The 21,783-nt window shown below is 65.8% G+C and carries 19 protein-coding genes and 1 pseudogene; 11 read left to right on the top strand and 9 right to left on the bottom strand.

Going from position 1 to position 21,783, the window contains the following annotated elements:
• From ACN5W5_RS08870 to ACN5W5_RS08850, 5 genes are all read left to right on the top strand, one after another.
• Window positions 1-460 (top strand): methyl-accepting chemotaxis protein (locus ACN5W5_RS08870; RefSeq protein WP_420048155.1); only part of this gene is annotated, 460 nt, incomplete at its 5' end.
• A 32-nt stretch (window positions 461-492) separates the two neighbouring features.
• On the top strand, window positions 493-2,058 hold the full coding sequence (locus ACN5W5_RS08865) for a methyl-accepting chemotaxis protein (RefSeq protein ID WP_420048154.1): 1,566 nt from the start codon (window positions 493-495) through the stop codon (window positions 2,056-2,058).
• A 31-nt stretch (window positions 2,059-2,089) separates the two neighbouring features.
• On the top strand, window positions 2,090-3,667 hold the full coding sequence (locus ACN5W5_RS08860; RefSeq protein WP_420048153.1) for a methyl-accepting chemotaxis protein: 1,578 nt from the start codon (window positions 2,090-2,092) through the stop codon (window positions 3,665-3,667).
• 129 nt (window positions 3,668-3,796) lie between these two features.
• Window positions 3,797-5,299 carry a M20 family metallopeptidase gene (locus tag ACN5W5_RS08855; protein WP_420048152.1) on the top strand — a complete coding sequence of 501 codons (1,503 nt, stop codon included), beginning with the start codon at window positions 3,797-3,799 and terminating at the stop codon, window positions 5,297-5,299.
• 193 nt (window positions 5,300-5,492) lie between these two features.
• Window positions 5,493-6,344, top strand: coding sequence for a lysophospholipase (locus ACN5W5_RS08850; protein ID WP_420048151.1), 852 nt, complete (start codon window positions 5,493-5,495; stop codon window positions 6,342-6,344).
• Between the two features lie 53 nt (window positions 6,345-6,397).
• Here the strand turns inward: ACN5W5_RS08850 and ACN5W5_RS08845 are convergent, their stop codons facing one another.
• Together ACN5W5_RS08845 and ACN5W5_RS08840 are read right to left on the bottom strand one after the other, a co-directional pair.
• Window positions 6,398-6,874 (bottom strand): YidB family protein, encoded by a 477-nt coding sequence (locus ACN5W5_RS08845; protein ID WP_420048150.1) that lies wholly within the window; start codon window positions 6,872-6,874, stop codon window positions 6,398-6,400.
• Between the two features lie 142 nt (window positions 6,875-7,016).
• Window positions 7,017-8,192, bottom strand: a complete 1,176-nt coding sequence (locus ACN5W5_RS08840) for an MFS transporter (RefSeq protein WP_420048149.1) — start codon at window positions 8,190-8,192, stop codon at window positions 7,017-7,019.
• A 124-nt stretch (window positions 8,193-8,316) separates the two neighbouring features.
• On the opposite strand from ACN5W5_RS08840, the gene ACN5W5_RS08835 reads away from it, so the two are divergent.
• Window positions 8,317-8,667 carry a DUF4870 family protein gene (locus tag ACN5W5_RS08835; protein ID WP_420048148.1) on the top strand — a complete coding sequence of 117 codons (351 nt, stop codon included), beginning with the start codon at window positions 8,317-8,319 and terminating at the stop codon, window positions 8,665-8,667.
• 132 nt (window positions 8,668-8,799) lie between these two features.
• Entirely contained in the window at window positions 8,800-9,810 is a 1,011-nt protein-coding gene (locus ACN5W5_RS08830; protein WP_420048147.1) for an alpha/beta hydrolase family esterase, read from the top strand.
• Here the strand turns inward: ACN5W5_RS08830 and ACN5W5_RS08825 are convergent.
• Together ACN5W5_RS08825 and ACN5W5_RS08820 are read right to left on the bottom strand one after the other, a co-directional pair.
• Entirely contained in the window at window positions 9,797-10,525 is a 729-nt protein-coding gene (locus ACN5W5_RS08825; protein ID WP_420048146.1) for a 16S rRNA (uracil(1498)-N(3))-methyltransferase, read from the bottom strand. The genes ACN5W5_RS08830 and ACN5W5_RS08825 overlap by 14 nt on opposite strands.
• A 10-nt stretch (window positions 10,526-10,535) precedes the next feature.
• The gene (locus tag ACN5W5_RS08820) at window positions 10,536-11,627 is read right to left on the bottom strand and encodes an aminoglycoside phosphotransferase family protein (protein WP_420048145.1); all 1,092 of its coding nucleotides are present in this window, start codon (window positions 11,625-11,627) and stop codon (window positions 10,536-10,538) included.
• A 292-nt stretch (window positions 11,628-11,919) separates the two neighbouring features.
• Here ACN5W5_RS08820 and ACN5W5_RS08815 point away from each other — a divergent pair, with 292 nt between their 5' ends.
• From ACN5W5_RS08815 to rsmA, 3 genes are read left to right on the top strand one after another with little or no spacing between them, the layout of a single operon-like run.
• The gene (locus ACN5W5_RS08815; protein ID WP_420048144.1) at window positions 11,920-14,274 is read left to right on the top strand and encodes an LPS-assembly protein LptD; all 2,355 of its coding nucleotides are present in this window, start codon (window positions 11,920-11,922) and stop codon (window positions 14,272-14,274) included.
• Window positions 14,275-14,288: 14 nt separating this feature from the next.
• Window positions 14,289-15,662 carry a peptidylprolyl isomerase gene (locus ACN5W5_RS08810; RefSeq protein WP_420048143.1) on the top strand — a complete coding sequence of 458 codons (1,374 nt, stop codon included), beginning with the start codon at window positions 14,289-14,291 and terminating at the stop codon, window positions 15,660-15,662.
• Between the two features lie 20 nt (window positions 15,663-15,682).
• On the top strand, window positions 15,683-16,483 hold the full coding sequence (rsmA, locus tag ACN5W5_RS08805; protein ID WP_420048142.1) for a 16S rRNA (adenine(1518)-N(6)/adenine(1519)-N(6))-dimethyltransferase RsmA: 801 nt from the start codon (window positions 15,683-15,685) through the stop codon (window positions 16,481-16,483).
• A 281-nt stretch (window positions 16,484-16,764) separates the two neighbouring features.
• Here the strand turns inward: rsmA and ACN5W5_RS08800 are convergent.
• The 5 genes and pseudogenes from ACN5W5_RS08800 to bfr form a co-directional block, all read right to left on the bottom strand.
• Window positions 16,765-17,160, bottom strand: a pseudogene (locus tag ACN5W5_RS08800) (barstar family protein); the annotation flags it as partial.
• A 53-nt stretch (window positions 17,161-17,213) separates the two neighbouring features.
• Window positions 17,214-17,627 (bottom strand): ribonuclease domain-containing protein, encoded by a 414-nt coding sequence (locus tag ACN5W5_RS08795; protein ID WP_420048141.1) that lies wholly within the window; start codon window positions 17,625-17,627, stop codon window positions 17,214-17,216.
• Window positions 17,628-17,836: 209 nt separating this feature from the next.
• Complete coding sequence (locus ACN5W5_RS08790; protein WP_420048140.1) at window positions 17,837-20,140, bottom strand: NADP-dependent malic enzyme; 2,304 nt, start codon at window positions 20,138-20,140, stop codon at window positions 17,837-17,839.
• A 235-nt stretch (window positions 20,141-20,375) separates the two neighbouring features.
• Window positions 20,376-20,615 (bottom strand): (2Fe-2S)-binding protein, encoded by a 240-nt coding sequence (locus ACN5W5_RS08785; protein ID WP_226464185.1) that lies wholly within the window; start codon window positions 20,613-20,615, stop codon window positions 20,376-20,378.
• Window positions 20,616-20,760: 145 nt separating this feature from the next.
• Window positions 20,761-21,237 (bottom strand): bacterioferritin, encoded by a 477-nt coding sequence (gene bfr / locus ACN5W5_RS08780; protein WP_210823717.1) that lies wholly within the window; start codon window positions 21,235-21,237, stop codon window positions 20,761-20,763.
• Between the two features lie 179 nt (window positions 21,238-21,416).
• Between bfr and ACN5W5_RS08775 the strand changes: the two genes are divergently transcribed.
• On the top strand, window positions 21,417-21,743 hold the full coding sequence (locus tag ACN5W5_RS08775) for a hypothetical protein (protein WP_420048139.1): 327 nt from the start codon (window positions 21,417-21,419) through the stop codon (window positions 21,741-21,743).
• The last annotated feature ends 40 nt before the right edge of the window (window positions 21,744-21,783 follow it).

Here is a 21,783-nt window from a genome sequence, read left to right as displayed (position 1 = left end):
CTTCCAGACCAACATCCTGGCGCTCAACGCCGCGGTGGAGGCGGCCCGCGCCGGTGAGCAGGGCCGAGGTTTTGCCGTGGTGGCCGCCGAGGTGCGCAACCTGGCGCAGCGCAGCGCCGAAGCGGCGAAAGAAATCAAGGTGCTGATCGGCACCAGCGTGGACAAGGTGGAGGCGGGCAGCCGCCTGGTGGCCGAGGCTGGCAGCACGATCGGCGAGGTGGTGGCCAACGCGCAGCGCGTGGCCGACATCATCGGCGAGATCACCGCGGCCAGCGGTGAGCAGAGCAGCGGCATCGGGCAGATCAACACCGCGGTGAACCAGCTCGACCAGATGACGCAGCAGAACGCAGCGCTGGTGGAAGAGAGCAGCGCCGCGGCCGAGAACCTGAAGGACCAGGCCCGGCACCTGGCTCAGGCCGTACAGATTTTCAAGATTGATCACGGATCCCGGGGATCCTGATTCGGATTCGTTCCAGCTATTCGGAGTTTTCCATGTACTTGCAACCTTTGATGCGCCTGTTCTCGATCCGCGTGCGCATGCTCGGTGCCATCGGTGTGGTGCTGCTGCTGCTGGGCATCGTCGGCGGTGCGGGCCTGTGGGGCATGTCGCGCCAGTCCGCGGTCAGTCACGAGTTCGTGGGGCACGCGTTTGAGGAAACCCTCACGCTGTCGCGCCTGCGTGTTGCACTGTCCGACATGAGCCGCCATGAAAAGGACATGGTCATCCAGTACGAGTCACCGGAACAGATGTCGCTGGCCAATCTGCAGTGGGAGAAGGCCCGCGAGGAGGTCAACAAGGAGATCGCACACATGTTGCAGGGTGATGCGGACGGCGACAACACCCTGCTGCTGGAGATGCAGAAGCGGCTGAACGACTACGTGGCGGCGGTCGAACCCGTGGTGACCCAGATCAAGAGTGGCGGCTATGACAGCGCCACCGTGGCCAACCGCATGCTGGGCCGGGCACACGATCAGTACGCCGCCTTGCTGGTCGACATGCAGAAAATCCAGAGCATCATCATGCAGGAGGCCGCCAGCCTGCAGCAGGAGGAGGCCTACATCAGTGGACAGACCACGCTGTGGTTCGGCGTTGCCTTGGCACTGGCGGCGCTGGTGGTGGTGCCCTCGACGCTGGCGAACATGCAAAGCATCTGCCAGCCGCTGGACCAGGCCCAGCGTGTGGCCACCGCCATTGCGCAGGGTGACCTGACCCAGACGATTTCCACGGTTGGCCGGGACGAACTCACCCAGCTCATGACCGCACTCGGGGGCATGCAGTCGGCGCTGGTGCGCATCGTCGGGGAAGTGCGCAGCAGCACGGACAGCATCGGTACCGCGAGCGCGGAGATCGCCTCGGGCAACCAGGATCTGTCCACCCGCACCGAGCAGGCAGCGAGCAACCTGCAGCAGACCGCCAGCAGCCTGGAGCAGATCAACGGCACGGTGCGTCAGAGCGCCGACGCCGCGCGCCAGGCCAGCGCGATGGCGGTGGCCAACGCCGAAGTCGCCGTGCGCGGCGGCCACGTCGTGGGCCAGGTGGTGTCGACCATGGACGAGATCAACCACAGCAGCAAGAAGATCAGCGACATCATTGGTGTGATCGACGGCATCGCTTTCCAGACCAACATCCTGGCGTTGAACGCAGCGGTGGAAGCCGCGCGCGCCGGTGAACAAGGCCGCGGCTTTGCGGTGGTGGCGGCTGAAGTGCGCAACCTGGCGCAGCGCAGCGCCGAAGCGGCGAAAGAAATCAAGGGACTGATCGGCACCAGCGTGGACAAGGTGGACGCCGGTACCCGGCTGGTGGCGGAGGCCGGCAGCACCATCAACGAGATCGTGGTCAATGCCGAGAAGATCTCGGCCTTCATCAGCGAGATCACCACGGCCGCCACCGAGCAATCGGCGGGCATTGGCCAGGTCAACACCGCGGTGGGTCAGCTCGACCAGATGACGCAGCAGAACGCCGCCCTGGTCGAACAGAGTGCCGCCGCCGCCGAAAGCCTGAAAGACCAGGCCACCCGCCTGGCCGAGGTGGTGCGGGTGTTCCGCCTGCAGGCCTGATCCTTTTTTTCAACCATCAACCGAACAATCCATGTTGGACAACCTGAGTTTTCGCCAGAAGATCATCACGCTGGTTCTCTTTGCCGTCGTCGGCATCGCCGTCATCGCCACCCTGTCTGTGTTGCAGTCGCGCCGGCAGATCACCGAAGGTCTGCAGGGCCAGCTGGTCACCGGCGTGCAGTCGGCACACACCATCGTGGAGGGTTTTCGTGCCCAGGCTGCCGCGGGCAAGATGACCGAGGCCGAGGCCCAGCGCGCCGCCCAGGATGCCTTGCGCATGGCGCGCTACGGCGCCGAGGGCAAGGACTATTACTACATCTGGACCTTGGGGGGAGCCGGTGTGATGCACCCGCTCAAGCCCGAATGGTCGGGTCAGGACATGATCGGCAAGGTCAAGGACGGCAACGGTGTGGACATCATCGTGGCGCTGGTCGAAGGCCTGCGCAACAGCGGCAACGGGCGCGCCTTTGTGCAGACCAACTTTCCACGTCCCGGCGGCACCGAGCCGGTTCCCAAGCTGCAGTACGTGATCCAGGTCGACGGCTGGAACTGGATGGTGGGTTCGGGCCTGTACACGGACGACCTCGACATGCAGGTGCGCCAGGCGCTCCTCACCAACCTCGGGGTGGGTCTGGCGGCGCTGATGATCATCGGTGGCATCGGCTGGGCGACCCTGCGCAGTGTGACGCGCCAGATCGGTGGCGATCCGGTCGAGGCGGTGGCGGTGATGAAGGACGTCGCGAACGGCAATCTGGCGGTGGAGTTGCGCCACGCGCCCGCCGGCAGCCTGCTGGCGGTGCTGGGTGAGATGGTGTCGTCGCTGCGCCAGACGGTGGGCCAGGTGCGCAACGCCACCGACAGCATCACCACCGCGTCGGTGGAGATCGCCAGCGGCAACCAGGACCTCTCGGCCCGCACCGAGCAGGCCGCGTCGAACCTGCAGCAGACGGCGGCCAGCATGGAAGAGCTCACCAGCACCGTGCGCCACAGCGCCGACGCCGCGCGCACGGCCAACCAGCTCGCCGAATCGGCCGCCAGCATCGCACGCCGCGGGGGCACCATGGTGGCCGAGGTGGTCACGACCATGGACCAGATCAACCAGAGCAGCCAGAAGATCAGCGAGATCATCGGCGTGATCGATGGCATTGCCTTTCAGACCAACATCCTGGCGCTGAACGCCGCGGTGGAGGCGGCGCGGGCCGGTGAACAGGGCCGCGGCTTTGCGGTGGTGGCGGCCGAGGTGCGCAACCTGGCGCAGCGCAGTGCCGAAGCGGCGAAGGAAATCAAGACCCTGATCGGCACCAGCGTGGACAAGGTCGATGCCGGCACGCGCCTGGTGGCCGACGCCGGATCGACCATGGACGAGATCGTGGCCAGCGTGCAGCGGGTGACCGACATCATGGGCGAGATCAGTTCGGCCACGGCCGAGCAGAGCCAGGGCATCGCGCAGGTCAATGTGGCGGTGACGCAGCTCGACCAGATGACGCAGCAGAACGCCGCGCTGGTGGAGCAGAGTGCCGCGGCCGCGGAAAGCCTGAAAGACCAGGCGGCCAGCTTGACCCAGGTGGTCCGCGTGTTCCGGCTGGCCGGCGCGGCGGCGCCGGGCTGAGAAGCCGGGCGCACAAAACCCGTTCGCGACAGGGCCGTGCGCTGCGATGGCCCTGTCACACGGCGCTGTGGCAGGCCTGCCTATACTTGTTGATCGCGGGCCGCTGGGCCCGGTCCGGAGATCAACGCCATGAACGCCCGCCTGCCCCAACCGCTGCCCCCGCTGGACCCTTTGGCCCTGCAGGCCCATGTCGATACCGCCTGGGCGCAGCGCATCGTGCCCGAGCTGGTGCGTTACATCGAGGTGCCGGCCAAGTCGCCCATGTTCGATCCCGAGTGGGCCCGGAACGGTCTGCTCGAACGCGTGTTGCAGAGCGCGGCCGACTGGGTGCGCGCGCAGGCCGTCGTTGGCCTCACGCTGGAGATCGTGCGGCTCAACGATGCGAACGGTGTGCCACGCACGCCGGTGCTGTTTTTCGAAGTGCCGGCCAGCGCCGGGAAAGACGGCACGCCAGCGCCCGCATCCGGCCAGACCGTGCTGATGTACGGCCACCTCGACAAACAACCCGAGTTCACCGGCTGGCGCAGCGACCTCGGCCCCTGGACGCCCAAGATCGACGACGGCAAGCTCTACGGCCGCGGTGGCGCCGACGACGGCTACGCGGTCTACGCCAGCATCGCTGCGGTGCAGGCACTCAAGGACCAGGGCGTGGCGCACCCGCGCATCGTCGGCCTGATCGAAACCTGCGAAGAGAGTGGTTCGCACGACCTGCTGCCCTATGTGGACGCGCTGCGCACCCGGCTGGGTGACGTGGGCCTGGTGATCTGTCTGGACAGCGGCGCCGGTAACTACGACCAGCTCTGGCTCACCACCAGCCTGCGCGGCATGGCCAGCGGTGTGCTGAAGGTGGAGATCCTCACCGAAGGCATCCACTCCGGAGACGCTTCGGGCCTGGTGCCGTCGAGCTTTCGCATCATGCGGCAGGTGCTGGACCGTCTGGAAGACAGCGCCACCGGCCGGCTGCTGCCCGCCAGCTTTCATTGCGAAGTGCCGGCCGAGCGGCTGGCGCAGGCGCAGGCCACCGCCGCGATCCTGGGCGACGAGCTCTACAAACGTTTCCCCTGGGCGCACCACGACTGCGGCGGCTCCAGCGTGTTCGCCCTGCCCACCACCACCGACCCGGTGGAGGCTTTGCTCAACCGCACCTGGCGGCCCACGCTCAGCGTGACCGGCGCCGACGGTTTCCCCACGCTGCAGAACGCCGGCAACGTGCTGCGGCCCTACACCGCGTTCAAGCTCAGCCTGCGCCTGCCGCCGCTGGTGGACGCGCCCGCCGCCGTGCAGCAGCTCAAGGCCCTGCTGGAAGACAACGCACCCTACCAGGCCCGCGTCACCTTCGAGGGCGAAGGCGCGGCCACCGGCTGGAACGCGCCCAGTACCGCGCCGTGGTTCGAAGACGCGCTGCAAGGCGCCTCGCAGGCCCACTTCGGCGCCGCCTGCGGCACCATCGGCCAGGGCGGCACCATCCCGCTCATGAACATGCTCAGCCAGGGTTTCCCGCGGGCGCAGATGATGGTCTGCGGCGTGCTCGGCCCCAAGAGCAATGCGCACGGCCCCAACGAGTTCCTGCACCTCGACTACGCGCGCCGCCTCACGGCCGCGGTGGCGCAGGTCATGGCCCGCATGCCCTGAGAGGCTGAGAGTCTTTCGCTCATGCCCGCTCACCACGCCAAAACGCACCCGCTCGGCGTTGCAAATGCGCGCCATAGCTCAAGCTATGGCTGTGCTTTGCGCCTTGATCGGGCACGTTTTGGCGCGTTGCTCGGACACGCCCGAAAAACTCTCGGCCTCTGAACCCTGGTCCCTCTCTGAAGCTGCTGGCCCCATGTCCGACACCACCCAAGCCCCGTTCACGCTGCGTGACGGACTGAACCTCGCCCTCTACGACTGGCCGCTGCCTTTGCGCATGCGCCCGCGGGCGGTGGTGCTCATCGTGCACGGCCTGGGCGAACACGCCTGGCGCTACGACGCGCTCGCCCAGCGGCTCAACGACTGGGGCTTTTGCGTGCGTGCGTACGACCAGCGAGGCCATGGCGAGTCCGGCGGCGCGCAGGGTGTTTTGCCCGACGACGATGCGCTGCTGACCGATCTGTCCGAGGTGCTGGACGACACCCGCCGCCACCTCGCCAACCCCTGGGCCTGTCCGCTGATCCTCTTCGGGCACAGCATGGGCGGTCTGGTGGCCGCCACCTTCGTGCACCGCAACCTGGCGCCGGTGGACGGGCTGGTGCTGTCGTCGCCCGCGCTGGACGCGGGCATCGGCCCGCTTCAGAAGTGGCTCGTGCGGCTGCTGTACCGCTGGGCGCCCAACCTCGCGTTGTCCAACGGACTCGATGCGCGCCAGATATCACACGACGCCGACGTGGTGCAGGCCTACCAGCAGGACAGTCTGGTGCACGACCGCATCTCGGCGCGGCTGGCGCATTTCATCGACAGCAACGGCCCGTCCGTGGTGGCCGCGGCGCCCCACTGGCGCGTGCCCACCTTGCTGCTGTACGCGGGCGCGGACCGTCTGGTGCGACCGGAAGGCAGCCGCGCGTTTGCCGCCGTGGCCCCGCGCGAACAGGTGACCAGCCAGTGCCTGGATGGCCAGTTCCACGAGATCTTCAACGAGGCAGATCCTTCGGGGGCCTACGCGGCGCTGAAGGCGTGGCTCGATCTGAAGGCGCCGGCCTGAATTCGAATGAAAACGGCCTCCGAAGAGGCCGTTTCAGTTGGGGTCGAACGGGCTTATTTGCGCATCAGGCCGCCGAGCATGCCCATCAGGTCGCCGGCATCGAGCCTGCCGTCACCCCCTCCGAGCAGCGCGCCCAGGCCACCCTGGCCGTTGTCGGTCGGCAGCCGACCTTGTGGCGTGAGCTGGTCGATCAGGCCTGGCAGCAGGTCGGCCAGGGTGCCGGCGGCCTGCTGCTGGTTGCCACCGAGCTGCCTGGCGATCATGCCCATCAGGTCCGGGCCGAGGGCGCCGCCCAGGGCATCGGCCGAGACCGGCTGGTTCGCGCCCGTGCCCACCCACGAAGCCGCCGCGTCACCCAGACCGCCTTGCTGCAGCTTGGCCAGGATGCCCGAGAGGCCGCCGCCGTTGTTCATCAGCGCCGCGACGATGCCCATGAGCACCTGGGGATCCAGGCCGCCTGTGCCTGTTTGTGCCTGACCACCTTGCCCGCCACCGAGCGCTGCGCCCATCAGTGAATCCAACAGTCCCATGGGACACCTCCACAAAAAAGAGATCGATGATGACGGGTGCATGTGTCACCAGGCACACCAGAGAAAATGCCCTCTAGCACACGCCGAGGAACCGGCTTTGTGGCCCTCCTGGAAGGGGGAAACCGCGCAGCGGCGCAGGAGGTCAGGCTGGATTGTGGGCTTGCCGGCGGACCCACGCAAGCCACGCCAGCGCCAGTCCGGTGAGGGCCACGGGCACCAGTGAGCCCACGTTCAGCCACAGCCAGCCCTGCGTGGTGACCAGTGCGCCGGAGGCGAAAGATGTGAGGGCCATGGTGGCAAAAACAAAAAAGTTGATGGCGGCCTGTGCGCGGTCTTTTTCCTCAGGCCTGTAGGCTTGAAGCGACAGTGTGGTGCTGCCGGTGAAGAGGAAGTTCCAGCCCACGCCGAGCAGGAACAGCGCGATCAGGAACTGGTGCAGGTTCACGCCCGTGAGCGCCACGGCGATGCAGGCGATGTTGAGCACCACACCCACGCCCATGATGGTGAGCGTGCCGAAGCGCTTGATCAGGTGGCCGGTGAAGAAGCCCGGGGCGAACATGCCGATCACGTGCCACTCCAGCACCAGCGCCGCGTCGTCGAACTCGAAGCCGCACACCTGCATGGCCAGCGGGGTGGCCGCCATCAGCAGGTTCATCACGCCGTAGCCCAGCGCGGCGCCAGCGGTGGCCACGATGAAAACCGGCTGTTTCATGATCTGGCGCAGCGGCCGGCCGGTGTCGGCGTTGGCCTTCCTGGGTGGCAGCGGCGGGAACTTCAGGAAGGCCATGATGGTGATCGAGATCAGCGCCACCAGCGCCAGCGCCAGGTAGGCGCCTGCGAACGGCACCTCGAACAGGTTGCGCGTGCGGCTCGCCAGGTTGGGGCCGAGCACGGCGCCCACCAGACCACCTGCCAGCACCAGCGAGACCGCTTTTTCGCGGTAATCCGGGGCGGCCAGTTCGGCCGCGGCAAAACGGTAGAGCTGGCCGTTGGCGCTGTAGTAACCGGCGATCACGGTGGCCGTCACCAGCAGCCAGAAGTTTTTGTCGAACGCCGCCCAGGCACACAGCAGCGCCGAAGCCAGCGCCACCAGCAGCCCGATCTGGAACGAGCCCTTGCGGCCGAACGCACTCTGGGTGCGCGCCACCAGCGGCGTGGACAGGGCCCCGCCCACCACGTAACCCATGACGGGCAAGGTGGCCATCCAGCCCAGCGGTGCGAGCGAGAGGCCGACCAGGCCATTGATGGCGATGAAGACCACGTTGTTGGTCAGGAACAGGCCTTGCGCGGCGGCGAGGAGCCAGAGGTTTTTATTCATAAGGGGCTGTTTATACAAGGCCGCGCTCGCGCCCGGGGTCGCAGAGCCGACGGTATAGTGCAAAGGACAGCCCTCGGGCCTCTCACACCATCCGTCCTAGACACCGCTCAACTCAGGAGGAGCCATGAACACCACCGTTGAACCGAAGGCCGACGACGCCAACAAGACCCTCACGACGGTGATCTACGCGCTGTACGCGTCGTCGCTGCTGCTCGGCATCACCTGCCTGGTGGCCATCGTGATGAACTATGTGAAGAAGGACGACGTGGCCGGCACCTACCTGGAAAGCCACTTCCGCTGGCAGATCCGCACCTTCTGGTTCGCGCTGCTCTGGAGCGTGATCGGTGTGCTCACGCTGTTTCTGGTGGTGGGCGCCTTCGTCCTGCTGGGCAACCTGGTCTGGTTCATCTACCGCATCGTCAAGGGCTGGCTCTACCTCAACGATGGCAAGGCCATGTACGCCACGACCGTCTGAAGCGCACCGGCGCAGCGTCGGGCCTGCGAGGCGATGATCAGCGCCGCCAGCGCGGCGGTGACCACCCGCAGCACGCGGTGCCGGGCCATTCCTGCGGCAAGATCACGCCACCACCGTTTGCCGGGAGCGTGCATGACATCCACAAAAGCTTTGGTGCTGGCCCTTTTGCTGCCGATCCTGGGGGGCGGTCTGGCGCCGTGGCCAGCCAGCGCGCAGGAGCGCCCCGAGCACCCGCGCCTGCGCGACTGGCTGCAGCAGCGCCAGGACCGGGCGCCAGAGCCGGCCACGCCGGTGCCGATCACCCGGCCCGGCGAGCACCGCTTCAGCCTGCGTCACGGTGGCCTGACGCGCGAGTACCGCGTGCACGTGCCGGCGCGCTACGACCCGGCGATACCGATGCCGATGGTGCTGTCCTTCCATGGGGGCGGCGGCAACATGGACATCCAGGCCGACGACCGTTATTACGGGCTGGTCTCGCACGCCGAGCAGGCCGGCTACGTGGTGGTGTTTCCCAACGGCACCAGCCGCCTGCGCTCGGGCAAGCTCGCCACCTGGAACGCCGGCTTGTGCTGCGGCCAGGCGCGCGACCGGCAGGTCGATGACGTGGGCTTCGTGCGCGCCGTGGTGGCCGATCTGCGCCAGCGTCTGAACATCGACCCGGGGCGCATCTTTGCCCAGGGCATGTCCAACGGCGGCATGCTCTCTTACCGGCTGGCCTGTGAGATGGCCGATACCTTCAAGGCCATCGCCTCCGTGGCCGGCACCGATGGCACGCCGGCCTGTGCGCCCTCAGCGCCCGTGTCGGTGCTGCACATCCACGCGCTGGACGACGACCGGGTGCTCTTCAACGGTGGTTCGGGCAGCGCGTCGGACACCCACGCGGACTTCGTGTCGGTGCCCGACACGGTGGCCAGATGGGCCCGGCTCAACGGCTGCGAGGCCGCGCCACGGCGTGTGCTGGAGGTGCCGGGCGCGTGGTGTGAAACGCGTTCACCTTGCCGGGGTGGCACCGAGGTGAAGCTGTGCGTGACCGAGACCGGTGGTCATGCCTGGCCCGGTGGGCGCAAGGTGCGCGGCGAGCAGCCGGGCACCAGCGCAATCTCTGCCAACGAGCTCATCTGGGACTTCTTCAGCCGGCGCTGAGCGCCTGCACCAGCGCCGCCAGCGCCGCGGTTTCGGCGCGCAGCACGCGGGGCCCGAGGGTGACTGGCACGAAACCGGCCGCGCGCGCCTGCGCGTCTTCGCTGGTTGACAGGCCGCCTTCGGGGCCGCTGAGGAAAAGCACCCCCACGTCGGCGGGGGCATCGCCCAGCACCTCGCTCAGGGGGCGGGTGCCGGGCGAGAGCGAGAGCACGCAGCGCAGCGCGGCCACGCCGGCCGACGCCGGCAGCCAGGTCGCCAGATCGGCCACCGGCATCACGGCGGGCACCCGGTTGCCGCCGCACTGCTCGCAGGCCGCGATGGCGACCGATTGCCAGTGCGCCTGTTTCTTGGTCGCGCGCTCGCCGACCAGGCGCAGCACGCTGTGCGCGGTGTGCAGGGGCTGCACGCTGCGCACACCGAGTTCGGCGGCTTTTTCGACCAGCCAGTCCATGCGGTCGTTGGCCGGCATGCCCAGCGCCAGGTGCACCTGGCGCGCGGGTTCGCGTTCGGTGGCCTGCTGGCTGTCGATGCGCACGGCCACGTCGCTGCGGCCCATGCGCAGGATGGTGGCGCTGTATTCCCCGCCTTCGCCGTTGAACAGTGTGATGACGCCACCGGGTTGCAGGCGCAGCACCTGGACGTGGCGCGCGGCAGCGGCAGGCAGCTCCAGTTCGGTGCCGAGGGTGAGCGGGACGGGACAGTGAAAGCGCGGCATGTGGTGGCGCTCAGACCCGCCCGAAGGCGTAGCCCGAAGCGGCCTCGAAGCCTTCGATCTTGTCGATGAGCTGGAGGAAGGGTCCGAGCTCGCGGTAGCGGTGCGTGGTGTTGCGGATGTAGTGGATGAAGCGCGGCGCGTCAGCCAGGTACTTCGGCTTGCCATCGCGCAGCGTGAGGCGCGCGAAGATGCCCGCCACTTTCAGGTGGCGTTGCAGGCCCATCCATTCGACCGCGCGGTAGAAGGCGCCGAAGTCGCTGTGCCAGTCTTCGAAGTCCATCAGGCCGGCCTTGCGGGCCTTTTCCCAGTAGCGCACGGTGACGTCGATGACGAAGTCTTCTTCCCAGCTCAGGAAGGCGTCGCGCATGAGGCTGGCCACGTCGTAGGTGATGGGGCCGTAGACCGCGTCCTGGAAATCGAGCACGCCGAGTTGCTGAGCGGGCGTGGTGCCGGGCCGGGTCGGCATCATCAGATTCCTGGGCATGAAATCGCGGTGCACGTAGACGCTGGGTGCGGCCAGGTTGCGTTTCACGATGCTGTCAAAGGCCTTGCTCAGCGTTTCCGCGTCCTTGCCCTGCAGCGTGGTCTGGCGGTGCTGGGCCAGGTACCAGTCGGGGAACAGCTGCAGCTCGCGGCGCAGCAGCGGCTCGTCGTAGGGTGGCAGCACACCGGGTTTCGAGGCCAGCTGCCAGGCCAGCAGGCTGTCGAGTGCGGCCATGTAGTGGGCGTGGTTGGCCTGCGGCTGGTCCGGTTTGATCACGTCCAGCAGGGTCTGGTGGCCCAGGTCGCTCAGCAGCATGAAACCCTGCGGCTCGTCCCAGGCCAGTACGTCGGGCACCAGCAAGCCGGCCTCGCGCATCAGCGCGGCGACCTGTACAAAGGGCCGGCAGTTTTCATGTGCCGGTGGCGCATCCATGATGATGAGGCTGTCACCGCTCAGGCCGTCCAGCCGCAGGTAGCGGCGGAAGCTGGCGTCGGCGGAAGCCGGGCGCAGCGAGCCCTCCAGCAGACCGTGCTGGCGGGCAAGCGGCTCCAGCCAGGCAGTGAAAGCGGCTTCGCGTTGCGGGTCCGTCCACGCAACGGCGTTTGTGATGGGGGGCATGTCTGGGGAGGGTGTTGGAGGGGGCGTCAGCGACGGTCGCCGGGGCGGGGCAACAGGCATAGGATAATCGCCGCAGATTCTACAAATCCATCGCGCCGCCGACCTGGTTCCGGGCGGGCGTTTCGTGGTTCCGCCGACCTGTTGCAGCGGTGCCGAGTTCCTACAGCATTCAGAGTCGGCCGTTTTGCCACACACCGCCTTGAAACCTGCTCACAACCCCTTCCCAGCTTCTTCCCGCACCACGCGTGCAGCGAGCGGCACCTGTCCCGAACCGACCCGCCTGGCATGGGCGGTGCAGGGCGCCATTGCGGCGCTGGCGCTGGGGGCTGGCGCCGTGCCGGCAACGGTGTGGGCGCAGGATGCCGATGCCGGGGAATCGGTGCGACTCAAACCCGGCGCCATGTTGCAGGAGACGCTGCCGCCGGAAACGAGCAAACAGCTGCCGACCTTCGTGTGGGGTGAGCGCATGCAAGGCAAGACCGACGACGTCACCGTGCTGGAGGGCGAGGTGGAGCTCCGGCGCCACGACACGGTCATTCGCGCGGATCGGGTCGAATTCGACCAGCGCACGAATGAGGCGCTCGCCACGGGCCATGTCCTGATCAACCGCAACGGCGACCGCTTCCAGGGCCCCGAACTGCAGATGAACGTGGAAACCTACAAGGGCCATTTTTCGGAACCCACCTACCAGTTGTTGAAGAACCAGGCCAGTGGCGATGCCAGCCGCATCGATTTCCTGGACAGGGACACGATGGTGGTGCACGACGGGCGGTATTCCACCTGCGAGCGCCCACCGGGCAGCCGCTGGATGCCGGACTGGCTGGTGCGGGCCACCAGCATCGAACTGGACACGGCAGAGGACGTGGGCACGGCCAAGGGCGGCGTGCTGGAGTTCAAGGGCGTGCCCATCCTGGCTGCGCCCTATTTCACTTTCCCGCTGTCGGACAAGCGCAAGTCGGGTGTCTTGCCGCCGAGCATGGCCATTGACAACCAGAGTGGCGTGCAGCTGACAGCGCCCTACTACCTCAACCTGGCGCCCAACATGGACGCCACGCTCGCGCCGTCCCTGATGACGAAGCGGGGTGTGGACCTGGCCGGTGAGTTCCGCTACCTGCAGCCGAGTTACACGGGGCGGTTGCGCGCCGCGTTCATGCCGTCGGACCGGCTGCGCGACGAAGACCGCTGGGCGTACTCGCTGCAGCACAGCCAGCGACTGACAGACAACGTTGGTGGCGGAAGCCCGATCAGCCTGCGTGCGAACCTGAACCGCGTGGGCGACGACAACTACTGGCGCGACTTTCCCCGTTCGATCACGTCCCTGACCTCGCGTCTTCTGCGGAACGAAGCTGATTTGGGCTGGGCTCGCGGCCCCTGGTCGGTGAATGCCGGGGTCTACCAATGGCAGTCCTTGCAGGATGTGAGCGCGCCCTTCACCCCTCCCTATGATCGGCTGCCATCGCTGGCATTGAACTATCAGAAGTACGACCAGACGCTGCTGGGGTCGCCCGGGTGGGACCTGTCGGTGCAGACCAATTTCACCCGCTTCCAGCGTTCCGTTCTGGCCACGGCCGGAGAGATCAAATCCGGGGGGGATCGATCCCTGGCGGTGGCTGAGCTCACCCGCCGCTGGCAGTCCCCCGGCTGGTTTGTGCAGCCGCGTGCGCGCCTGCATGCGACCCAGTACCAGTTTGACAACACCACCGGGGCATCCACATCGGCCTCGCGGGCACTGCCCACCGTCAGCCTGGACAGCGGTCTGGTGTTCGAACGACCGGCCGCCTACTTCGGGCGCCATTACACCCAGACCCTGGAGCCCCGGGCGTTCTTCACATGGACGCCCTTCCGTGACCAGACGGGCTTGCCCAACTTCGATTCCGGTGCGCGGGACTTCAACCTGGCGACCATGTTTTCCGAGAACGCCTTCAACGGGAACGACCGCATTTCGGACACCCGGGCGGTGACCCTGGGTGTCAACTCCCGGCTGCTCGATGCCGACAATGGCGCGGAGGTGATCCGACTGGGCATGGCCCAGCGCGTGCTGCTCGAGGACCAGAATGTCACTTTGCCGGGCGGTGTCCCGGTGACCGAGCGGTTGAGCAACATGCTGCTGGCCGCCCGTGTTCAGTGGGACCCCCTGTGGTCGTTTGATACGAACCTGCAGTACAACCCCAAGAGCGGGGAGAGCGTGAGGACCACCATGGGTGGTCGTTACACGCCGGGGCCCTTCCGGGTGCTCAGCGCTGCCTATCGCATCCAGCGCGGCACCAGCGAGCAGATTGATCTGGGCTGGCAATGGCCCATCGCCGACCTGTGGGGGGGAGCCTCGGTGCGTGTGCCGGGGCGCGCGCTGGGGCCAGGCCAGTGGTATACCGTCGGGCGCATGAACTACAGCATGCCGGATCGCAAGATCATCGACCTCGTGGCCGGATTTGAATACGATGCCGGTTGCTGGCTGGGGCGCGTCGTGTTGTCCCGTCTGCAGCAAAGCAGGACCACGGCCAACCAGAGCATTTTGTTCCAGCTCGAGTTTTCCGGCTTCTCCCGTGTTGGCGCGAGCTCGCTTCAGACCTTGCAGGGCAACGTACCGAAATACCAGTACCTGCGTGAAGAGATCGTCCCGCCAAGCCGTTTCCAGCAGTACGACTGATCCATTTGACCCTCATGACCGAAATTGCCCGCCCGCGCTCCTTGCCCGCTTTGTTGTGTGGACTGGCACTGTTCGCGCTGAACCCGGTGTTCGCCCAGTCCTTGCGGTTGAGCAGCGAGCTTGAACAGGCGGGCGCCAGACCGTCGTCCGTGGCCACGCGCACGGTGGACTACATCGTTGCGCTGGTCAACTCCGAGCCGGTGACCAACAACGACGTGCGGCAACGCCTGTTGCGCGTCGAACAACAGTACGCCCAGCGTGGCGTCGCGCTACCGCCGCGGGAGGAACTGGCGCGCCTCGTGCTGGAACAGCTGGTGGCCGAGCGAGCCCAGCAACAGGAGGCGACTGAGTTGGGGCTGCGTGTGGACGAGGCGTCCCTCGCCCAGGCCGAGCAGTCGATCGCCGCCCAGAACCAGCTCAGCGTGGAAGAGTTTCGCCAGCGTGTGGCCGCCGAAGGCATGGACATCAACCGCCTGCGCAACGAACTGCGGGGCCAGCTGTTGCTGCAACGCGTGCGCGAACGCGAAGTGGAACTTCGGGTGAAGGTGAGCGAATCCGACATCGACGCTTTCATCCGGGAGCAGGGCGCCAACAACCCCGACGCCCTGGAGTTGAGTCTGGCGCATGTGCTGGTTCAGGTGCCCGATACGGCCAGTGCTGCGCGCATCGCCGAGCTGCAGGCCCGGGCCCAGAGCGTGGCCGATCGCGCACGCGCAGGTGGTGACTTTGCTGCGCTGGCGCGGGAATTTTCCGATGCGCCTGAGGGCACCAGCGGCGGTGAATTTGGCTGGCGTCCGGTGTCCCGGTTGCCTGAGCTGTTCGTCGAGTCAACCCGTTCGCTGACCGCAGGGGGTATCGCAGGGCCGGTGCGCAGTGCGGCCGGGTTTCACGTGCTCAAGCTGATCGACAAGCGCCAGGGCGTTTCGCCCGCATTCACCGTCACCCAGACCCGCGCGCGCCACATCCTGTTGCGCACAGGGCCCCAGCTCAGCCAGGCCGATGCGGTCGCCCGACTCAATCGGTACAGACAGCAGGTGGCCAGCGGACAGGCCAGTTTTGAAGCGTTGGCGCGCGAGCACAGCCAGGACGGTTCGGCGCGCCAAGGTGGCGATCTGGGCTGGACCAACCCGGGGCAATTTGTCCCCGAGTTTGAAGAAGCGATGGACAAGCTGCGACCCGGCGAGATGTCTCCGCCGCTGGTTTCACGCTTTGGCGTGCACCTCATCCGGGTCGATGAGCGCCGCGATACCGCCATGAGCGAACGCGAGCAGCGCGAAGTGGCCCGCGCCCGGTTGCGGGATCAGAAAGCCCAGTCGGTGCTGCAGAGCTGGTCACAAGACGTCCGCGCACGCGCCTTCGTGGAGTACCGCGAAGATCCACGGCCCTGATCGCGGACCGTGCAGCTTTCATGAAACACATTGCGCGCAAGCGCTTTGGTCAGCACTTCCTGACCGACCAGGGCATCATCGATGCCATCGTGCGCCAGATTGCGCCCTTGCCGGGCGATCACATGGTCGAGATCGGACCGGGGCTGGCAGCGCTGACGCAACCCCTGGTCGAACGCCTGGGCCACTTGACGGTCATTGAGCTGGATCGTGATCTGGCGCTGCGCTTGCGCGCCCATCCGCAGTTGACGGTGGTTGAATCCGATGTGCTGAAGGTGGATTTCACGGCGTTGGCGCATGAACTGTGTTCGGCCCCGGGGAGCGCACCAGAGCCGCGGCCGGTGGATCGTGTCGGGGTTCGGGTGGTGGGCAACCTGCCCTACAACATCTCCACGCCCATCCTGTTCCACCTGCTCGACCATGTGGCGGTGATTCAGGACCAGCATTTCATGCTGCAGAAGGAAGTGATCGACCGCATGGTGGCCCGGCCAGCCACGGCGGACTACAGCCGCCTGTCGGTCATGCTGCAGTGGCGCTACGCCATGGACAACGTGCTGTTCGTGCCGCCCGAGAGTTTCGATCCACCGCCGCGCGTGGACAGCGCCATCGTGCGCATGGTGCCGCTGGCCAAGCCACCGGCCATTGACCTGAAGCTGTACGGTGAACTCGTGCAGACCGCCTTCAGCCAGCGCCGCAAGATCCTGCGCAACACGCTGGGCAGGTGGCTGGAAGCCCGCAACTTCGCCGGTACCTTCGACCTGCAACGCCGCGCCGAAGAAGTACCGGTGCACGAGTACGTGGCGCTCGCCCAGGCTGTTCAATAGAACAATAGAAAATAGACAGGCATGAAAAAGCCGCTGCAAGTGCAGCGGCCTCTTTGCCAAGGGCACAGCGGAACCGGCTTCGCCAGGCCGCCAGTGCCGCCCCCTGGGGGGTGACGCTGCAGGCGGCGCGGGAGTTACGCGGCCGCCAACCAGTACCCGGCGTTGAACGGGCTGCTCATGCGCAGCGCCATCGGGCTCACGTCCAGGAGCTTGTCGGTTGGCATTGGCTCCTCGTTTTCCACCTCGATCGGTGCTTCGCCTTTGGAGGCGCGCGCAACCGAGAAGGAATAGAAGCAACGGAACGGGATCTTGCGGTCGCTCCAGTAGTCGGCGGTGTCGCGGAAGATGTCGAGCAGTTGCTCGCGCGCTTCCTTGTCGAACTTGGCATGGGCCGGAATGTGCTCCAGCACGACGATGAAACCGGTCTGCGGGCCCGACTTGTGGACCAGATCGGTCATGCAGTCGTAGAGCGCATCGAAGTTCTTGCCGAAGTGCGACGGCAGGGTGTACTGCGCCGCGATCAACTCCAGCACATCCTGTTTGCTCTGGGCTTTGGCCAGGTTGGCGTACAGAAAGTGATGACCCAACTGCTCGGCCGCAGCCTGCAGGTCTTTCACGCCATAGGCGCGAATCGACTGAACGATATTGGGTTTTACGTTACGAAGTGGCGTGTCCATCTCCGCGTCTCTTTCTAAAGTCAAAGTTAAAAATCTGCTCACTGCGCTCCGGATCACTGCACGATCAGCCTGAAGCTGCTGTAGTGGTCCTCGGTGTAATAACAACCATCAGGTGCCCGGGGTTTCAGCCCTCCACACACGATCCGCTTCGCCCCCCGGTGGTTCAACCCCGGTGTGGGCACGGTGTATTCGCGGTAGTAACCTCGCTTCTGACCGGGCAGCAACCGCTCCCGATTGCCAAACACGGTGCCGTCTTTCTCATACCGGAAAGGACCACCCTGCCGTATCTGCGACATCACCTCCTGGCCCTGCACGGGCAGGCCCGAATAAGCCACGGAGGCAACAGCCGAACCCGGAAGGCTGCTGAAGGTGGGCGATCGGGCTTGCACCACAAAGGTGCTGATGGCCACCAGCAGGACGGCCGATACCGCCCAAGTCCCCGTCCACCGGATCCGATCCAGACCCATGAAATCCCTGCTCCTGATGCGATCAACCCGCCTCCGGCACTCCGACAAGACAGGTCCTGAGGAGGTGTTGACGGGGCGGGTTAACCCTGTAATCCAAGGCCGCTAGTGTGCCCGAAGCGTTACAAAATTGCAAGCGATTGCTGAATAAACAGGCAATCTGCAGTGGCAAAAATGTGTGGAAAAGTTAGCGCTTGCTTTTTCCCAAGGGATCAGCGGGAAACGTTCGCCTCGGCAACAGTGAGGGCCGTCATGTTCACGATCCGGCGCACGGTGGCGCTGGCCGTGAGAATGTGCACAGGTTTGGCCACGCCGAGCAACATGGGGCCGATGGCGATGTTGCCGCCGGCCGCGGTCTTGAGCAGGTTGTAGGCGATGTTGGCGGCATCGATATTGGGGCAGACCAGCAGGTTGGCGTCGCCCTTGAGGGCCGAGCGCGGCATGATCGAAAGCCGTGCATCGGCGTCCAATGCCACATCACCGTGCATTTCGCCGTCCACTTCCAGCCATGGTGCATTCGTTTGCAGGATGGACAGCGTTTCGCGCATCTTGAGGGCGCTGGGCTGGTTGCTGGATCCGAAGTTGGAGTGCGAGAGCAGAGCGGCCTTGGGCGTGATGCCGAAGCGCATCATCTTGCGAGCGGCCATTTTCGTGATCTCGGCCAGCTGCTGGGCCGTGGGGTCGTAGTTGATGTGGGTGTCCACCAGAAACACCTGGCGGCCTGGCAGCATGAGCGCGTTCATGGCGGCGTAGCAGTTCGCACCTTCGCGCTTGCCGATCACCTGGTCGATGTAGTCCAGGTGCAGCTGCGTGTTGCCCCAGGTGCCGCAGATCACGCCGTCCACGTCGCCACGACGCAGCAGCATGGAACTGATCAGGGTCAGGCGGCGACGCATCTCGATCTTGGCGAGCTGTTCGGTCACGCCGCGGCGCTCCATGATCTGGTGGTAGGCCTGCCAGAGTTCGCGGTAGCGGTGGTCCTGCTCAACGTTGACGACGTCGTAGTCCAGGCCTTCCTTCAGGCGCAGGCCGAATTTTTCGATGCGCTCGACAATCATCGCGGGGCGGCCGATCAGTGTCGGACGGGCCAGGCCTTCGTCGACCACGATCTGGCAGGCGCGCAGCACGCGTTCTTCTTCGCCCTCGGCGTAGGCCACACGCTTCTTCGCGGCGGTCTTGGCCGCGGCGTAGATCGGCTTCATGATGGTGCCCGAGGCGAACACGAAGCTCTGCAGGCGCTGGCGGTAGGCGTCCATGTCGGCGATCGGGCGCAGCGCCACACCGCTGTCGGCGGCGGCCTGGGCCACGGCCGGCGCGATCTTCATCATCAGCCGTGGGTCGAAGGGTTTCGGAATCAGGTATTCGGGGCCGAACATCAGCTGTTCGCCTGCGTAAGCCGCTGCGATCACGTCGCTCTGCTCGGCCTGCGCCAGTTCGGCGATCGCGTGCACCGCCGCGATCTCCATCTCGTCGGTGATGGTGGAGGCGCCGGCGTCCAGCGCACCACGGAAGATATAGGGGAAACACAGGACGTTGTTGACCTGGTTCGGGTAGTCCGAGCGGCCGGTGGCCATGATGGCGTCGTCGCGCACGGTTTTCACGTCTTCGGGCGTGATCTCGGGGTTCGGATTCGCCAGCGCGAAGACCAATGGCTTGGGCGCCATCCTGGCCACCATGTCTTTCTTCAGCACGCCGCCGGCCGACAGGCCGAGAAACACGTCGGCGCCTTCGATGGCTTCGGAGAGCGTGCGCAGGGCCGTCTTCTGGGCAAACTGGATCTTGTCCTCGTCCATCAGCTCGGTGCGGCCCTCGTACACCACACCCGCCAGGTCGGTCACCCAGATGTTTTCACGGGGGATACCGAGCTTGACCAGCAAGCCCAGACAGGCCAGCGCCGCAGCGCCAGCGCCCGAAGTCACGAGCTTGATCTTTTTCGGGTCTTTCCCAGCGACTTTCAGGCCGTTGAAGATGGCGGAACCCACCACGATGGCGGTGCCGTGCTGGTCGTCGTGGAAGACCGGGATATTCATGCGCTCGCGCAGCTTGCGCTCGACGTAGAAACAGTCCGGCGCCTTGATGTCTTCCAGGTTGATGCCGCCGAAGGTGGGTTCCAGCGACGCGATGATCTCGACCAGCTTGTCAGGGTCTTTTTCGTTGATCTCGATGTCGAACACGTCGATGCCCGAGAACTTCTTGAACAGCACGCCCTTGCCTTCCATCACCGGCTTGGCGGCCAGCGGGCCGATGTCGCCCAGACCCAGCACGGCGGTGCCGTTGGTGATGACGGCGACCAGATTGCCGCGGCTGGTGTACCTGAACGCGTTGTTCGGGTCGGCGACGATTTCTTCGCAGGGAGCGGCGACACCGGGCGAGTAGGCCAGGGCGAGATCGCGCTGGTTGGTCAGCTGCTTGGTGGCGGCGATGGCCACTTTGCCAGGGGTGGGGAACTCGTGGTATTCGAGCGCGGCGCGCTTGAGTTCGGCACGTTTGTTGTCCTGGCTGTTTTCCGTGGTCATGGCCTTGTCTCCGGTTGGGTTCTCATCTTGCAATGTGAAAGCGAATTGCGCATTCTAAATGTGCGACCCCGAAATGCCCAGTCCGCAATATTGCGTAGCGGGTCAATCTGGCGTGACATTTTCAGATGGAATGGCCAGGTGCGGCGCAGAACCGTGCGGCCGCACAGGCGTCAAGCACGGGCGGAAAGTTGCGTCGAATCGGGTTGCGCGCCTGGAGCGCGCGGAGAAACGGTCTTCAGACCGGGGCCAGTTGCAGCGTCCCTCGGGCCAGCTGCTGCCTCAGTTCGTCGATCTTGAGGTGCGCGGTGGGTTGACCCGACCGGCATTCTGACCACACCGAACGCGCGCAGCTCTCGCACTTGCCGCACTGCGTGGCCACCCCGAGCTCCAGCTGGATGTCGTCAAAGGCCATGCCCGAACGTGCTGCACGGGCAATGGTCTGGTCACTGACGCGGTGGCAAACACAAACGATCATGGCAGGCGGCTCCGGGAAGGGATGGGTCTGCAAATGATAATTGATCGCATTCAATTCGTGAAATAACCCGGGTGTTTTATGGGGTATCCCGGTTTGCGCCGGAGCACCCCATGCCTGCGCGAGGTCTTCGGGCGGGGTCGCCCGCTCAGCTGGGCTCGCCCATCTGGCTCTGCAGGTAGTTGGGCAGGCCGACCTTGTCGATGAGGTCGATCTGGGTTTCGAGAAAGTCGATGTGTTCCTCGGTGTCGTCCAGAATCTTCTGCAGCAGGTCACGCGAGACGTAGTCGCGCACGCTCTCGCAGTGGGCCATGCCGTCCTTGATGGTGGTCTGGGCACCGCGTTCGAGCGCCAGATCGCTGGCCAGCATCTCGGGCACGTTCTCGCCAATGTTCAGCTTGCCCAGATCCTGCAGGTTGGGCAGGCCATCGAGCACGAAGATGCGGTCCATGAGCCAGTCGGCGTGCTTCATCTCGCCGATGGACTCCGAATACTCCTTCTTGGCCAGCTTGTCGAAACCCCAGTGCTTGAGCATGCGGTAGTGCACGAAATACTGGTTGATGGCGGTGAGTTCGTTCTTCAGCTGCGCCTGCAGATGGCTGATGGCCTGGGGGTCGCCTTTCATGAGGGGGTTCCTTTCTGGGTGGTGTTTGGGTTGGGGCAAAAACCATTGTCGTCATTCGACCGCCTTTGCGACGGTGGCTTGATGGTTTACTTTACAAATACGAATCATTCTCATATGATTTGATATCGAACTCGAAGGCTGTGGATTCCCGACACGCCCTTCCCATCACGGAGAAGCCCATGCACCCACCTGGCAACGAAGCCCGAGACCCGGACGAAGACGGCGTCCATCTGCCTTCCGTCGAGGCCCTGACGGCCGGTACGCTGGCGCTCATGACCGGTTACGCCCAGGCCCCGGCGGACTGCCCGAACCGCAGCCTGATGGCTCGGAAACTGGTCTCCAACCTGTTCTTCCTGTCCGGGCACCCCCAGGTCTCGCCGCCCATGCGGACCCTGCTGGCCAACCTGCGCACGCGCTGGCAGCCGGCCGCAGAAGCCGCGCCAATGGCGGGCCCGGACCGGCAGCCCTCGCCGCTGTGGCACACCGCACCGGTCCGCGTGCAATGAGCCGCGCGAGCGCCCTGCGGGCGACCGAGATCAGGGCCTT

This window comes from Hydrogenophaga sp. ZJX-1, from assembly GCF_048590325.1.
In the GTDB taxonomy this organism is placed as follows: Bacteria; Pseudomonadota; Gammaproteobacteria; order Burkholderiales; family Burkholderiaceae_C; genus Hydrogenophaga.
This window is presented reverse-complemented; position numbering and strand designations above follow the sequence as displayed.

Coding starts and splice junctions, on each gene's coding strand:
- ACN5W5_RS08790 (WP_420048140.1), bottom strand. CDS start 20,140: ATGACCACGGAAAACAGCCAGGACAACAAACGTGCCGAACTCAAGCGC.
- bfr (WP_210823717.1), bottom strand. CDS start 21,237: ATGAAAGGCGACCCCCAGGCCATCAGCCATCTGCAGGCGCAGCTGAAG.
- ACN5W5_RS08775 (WP_420048139.1), top strand. CDS start 21,417: ATGCACCCACCTGGCAACGAAGCCCGAGACCCGGACGAAGACGGCGTC.
- ACN5W5_RS08835 (WP_420048148.1), top strand. CDS start 8,317: ATGAACACCACCGTTGAACCGAAGGCCGACGACGCCAACAAGACCCTC.
- ACN5W5_RS08785 (WP_226464185.1), bottom strand. CDS start 20,615: ATGATCGTTTGTGTTTGCCACCGCGTCAGTGACCAGACCATTGCCCGT.
- ACN5W5_RS08860 (WP_420048153.1), top strand. CDS start 2,090: ATGTTGGACAACCTGAGTTTTCGCCAGAAGATCATCACGCTGGTTCTC.
- ACN5W5_RS08830 (WP_420048147.1), top strand. CDS start 8,800: ATGACATCCACAAAAGCTTTGGTGCTGGCCCTTTTGCTGCCGATCCTG.
- ACN5W5_RS08845 (WP_420048150.1), bottom strand. CDS start 6,874: ATGGGACTGTTGGATTCACTGATGGGCGCAGCGCTCGGTGGCGGGCAA.
- ACN5W5_RS08840 (WP_420048149.1), bottom strand. CDS start 8,192: ATGAATAAAAACCTCTGGCTCCTCGCCGCCGCGCAAGGCCTGTTCCTG.
- ACN5W5_RS08825 (WP_420048146.1), bottom strand. CDS start 10,525: ATGCCGCGCTTTCACTGTCCCGTCCCGCTCACCCTCGGCACCGAACTG.
- ACN5W5_RS08820 (WP_420048145.1), bottom strand. CDS start 11,627: ATGCCCCCCATCACAAACGCCGTTGCGTGGACGGACCCGCAACGCGAA.
- ACN5W5_RS08855 (WP_420048152.1), top strand. CDS start 3,797: ATGAACGCCCGCCTGCCCCAACCGCTGCCCCCGCTGGACCCTTTGGCC.
- ACN5W5_RS08850 (WP_420048151.1), top strand. CDS start 5,493: ATGTCCGACACCACCCAAGCCCCGTTCACGCTGCGTGACGGACTGAAC.
- rsmA (WP_420048142.1), top strand. CDS start 15,683: ATGAAACACATTGCGCGCAAGCGCTTTGGTCAGCACTTCCTGACCGAC.
- ACN5W5_RS08810 (WP_420048143.1), top strand. CDS start 14,289: ATGACCGAAATTGCCCGCCCGCGCTCCTTGCCCGCTTTGTTGTGTGGA.
- ACN5W5_RS08795 (WP_420048141.1), bottom strand. CDS start 17,627: ATGGGTCTGGATCGGATCCGGTGGACGGGGACTTGGGCGGTATCGGCC.
- ACN5W5_RS08865 (WP_420048154.1), top strand. CDS start 493: ATGTACTTGCAACCTTTGATGCGCCTGTTCTCGATCCGCGTGCGCATG.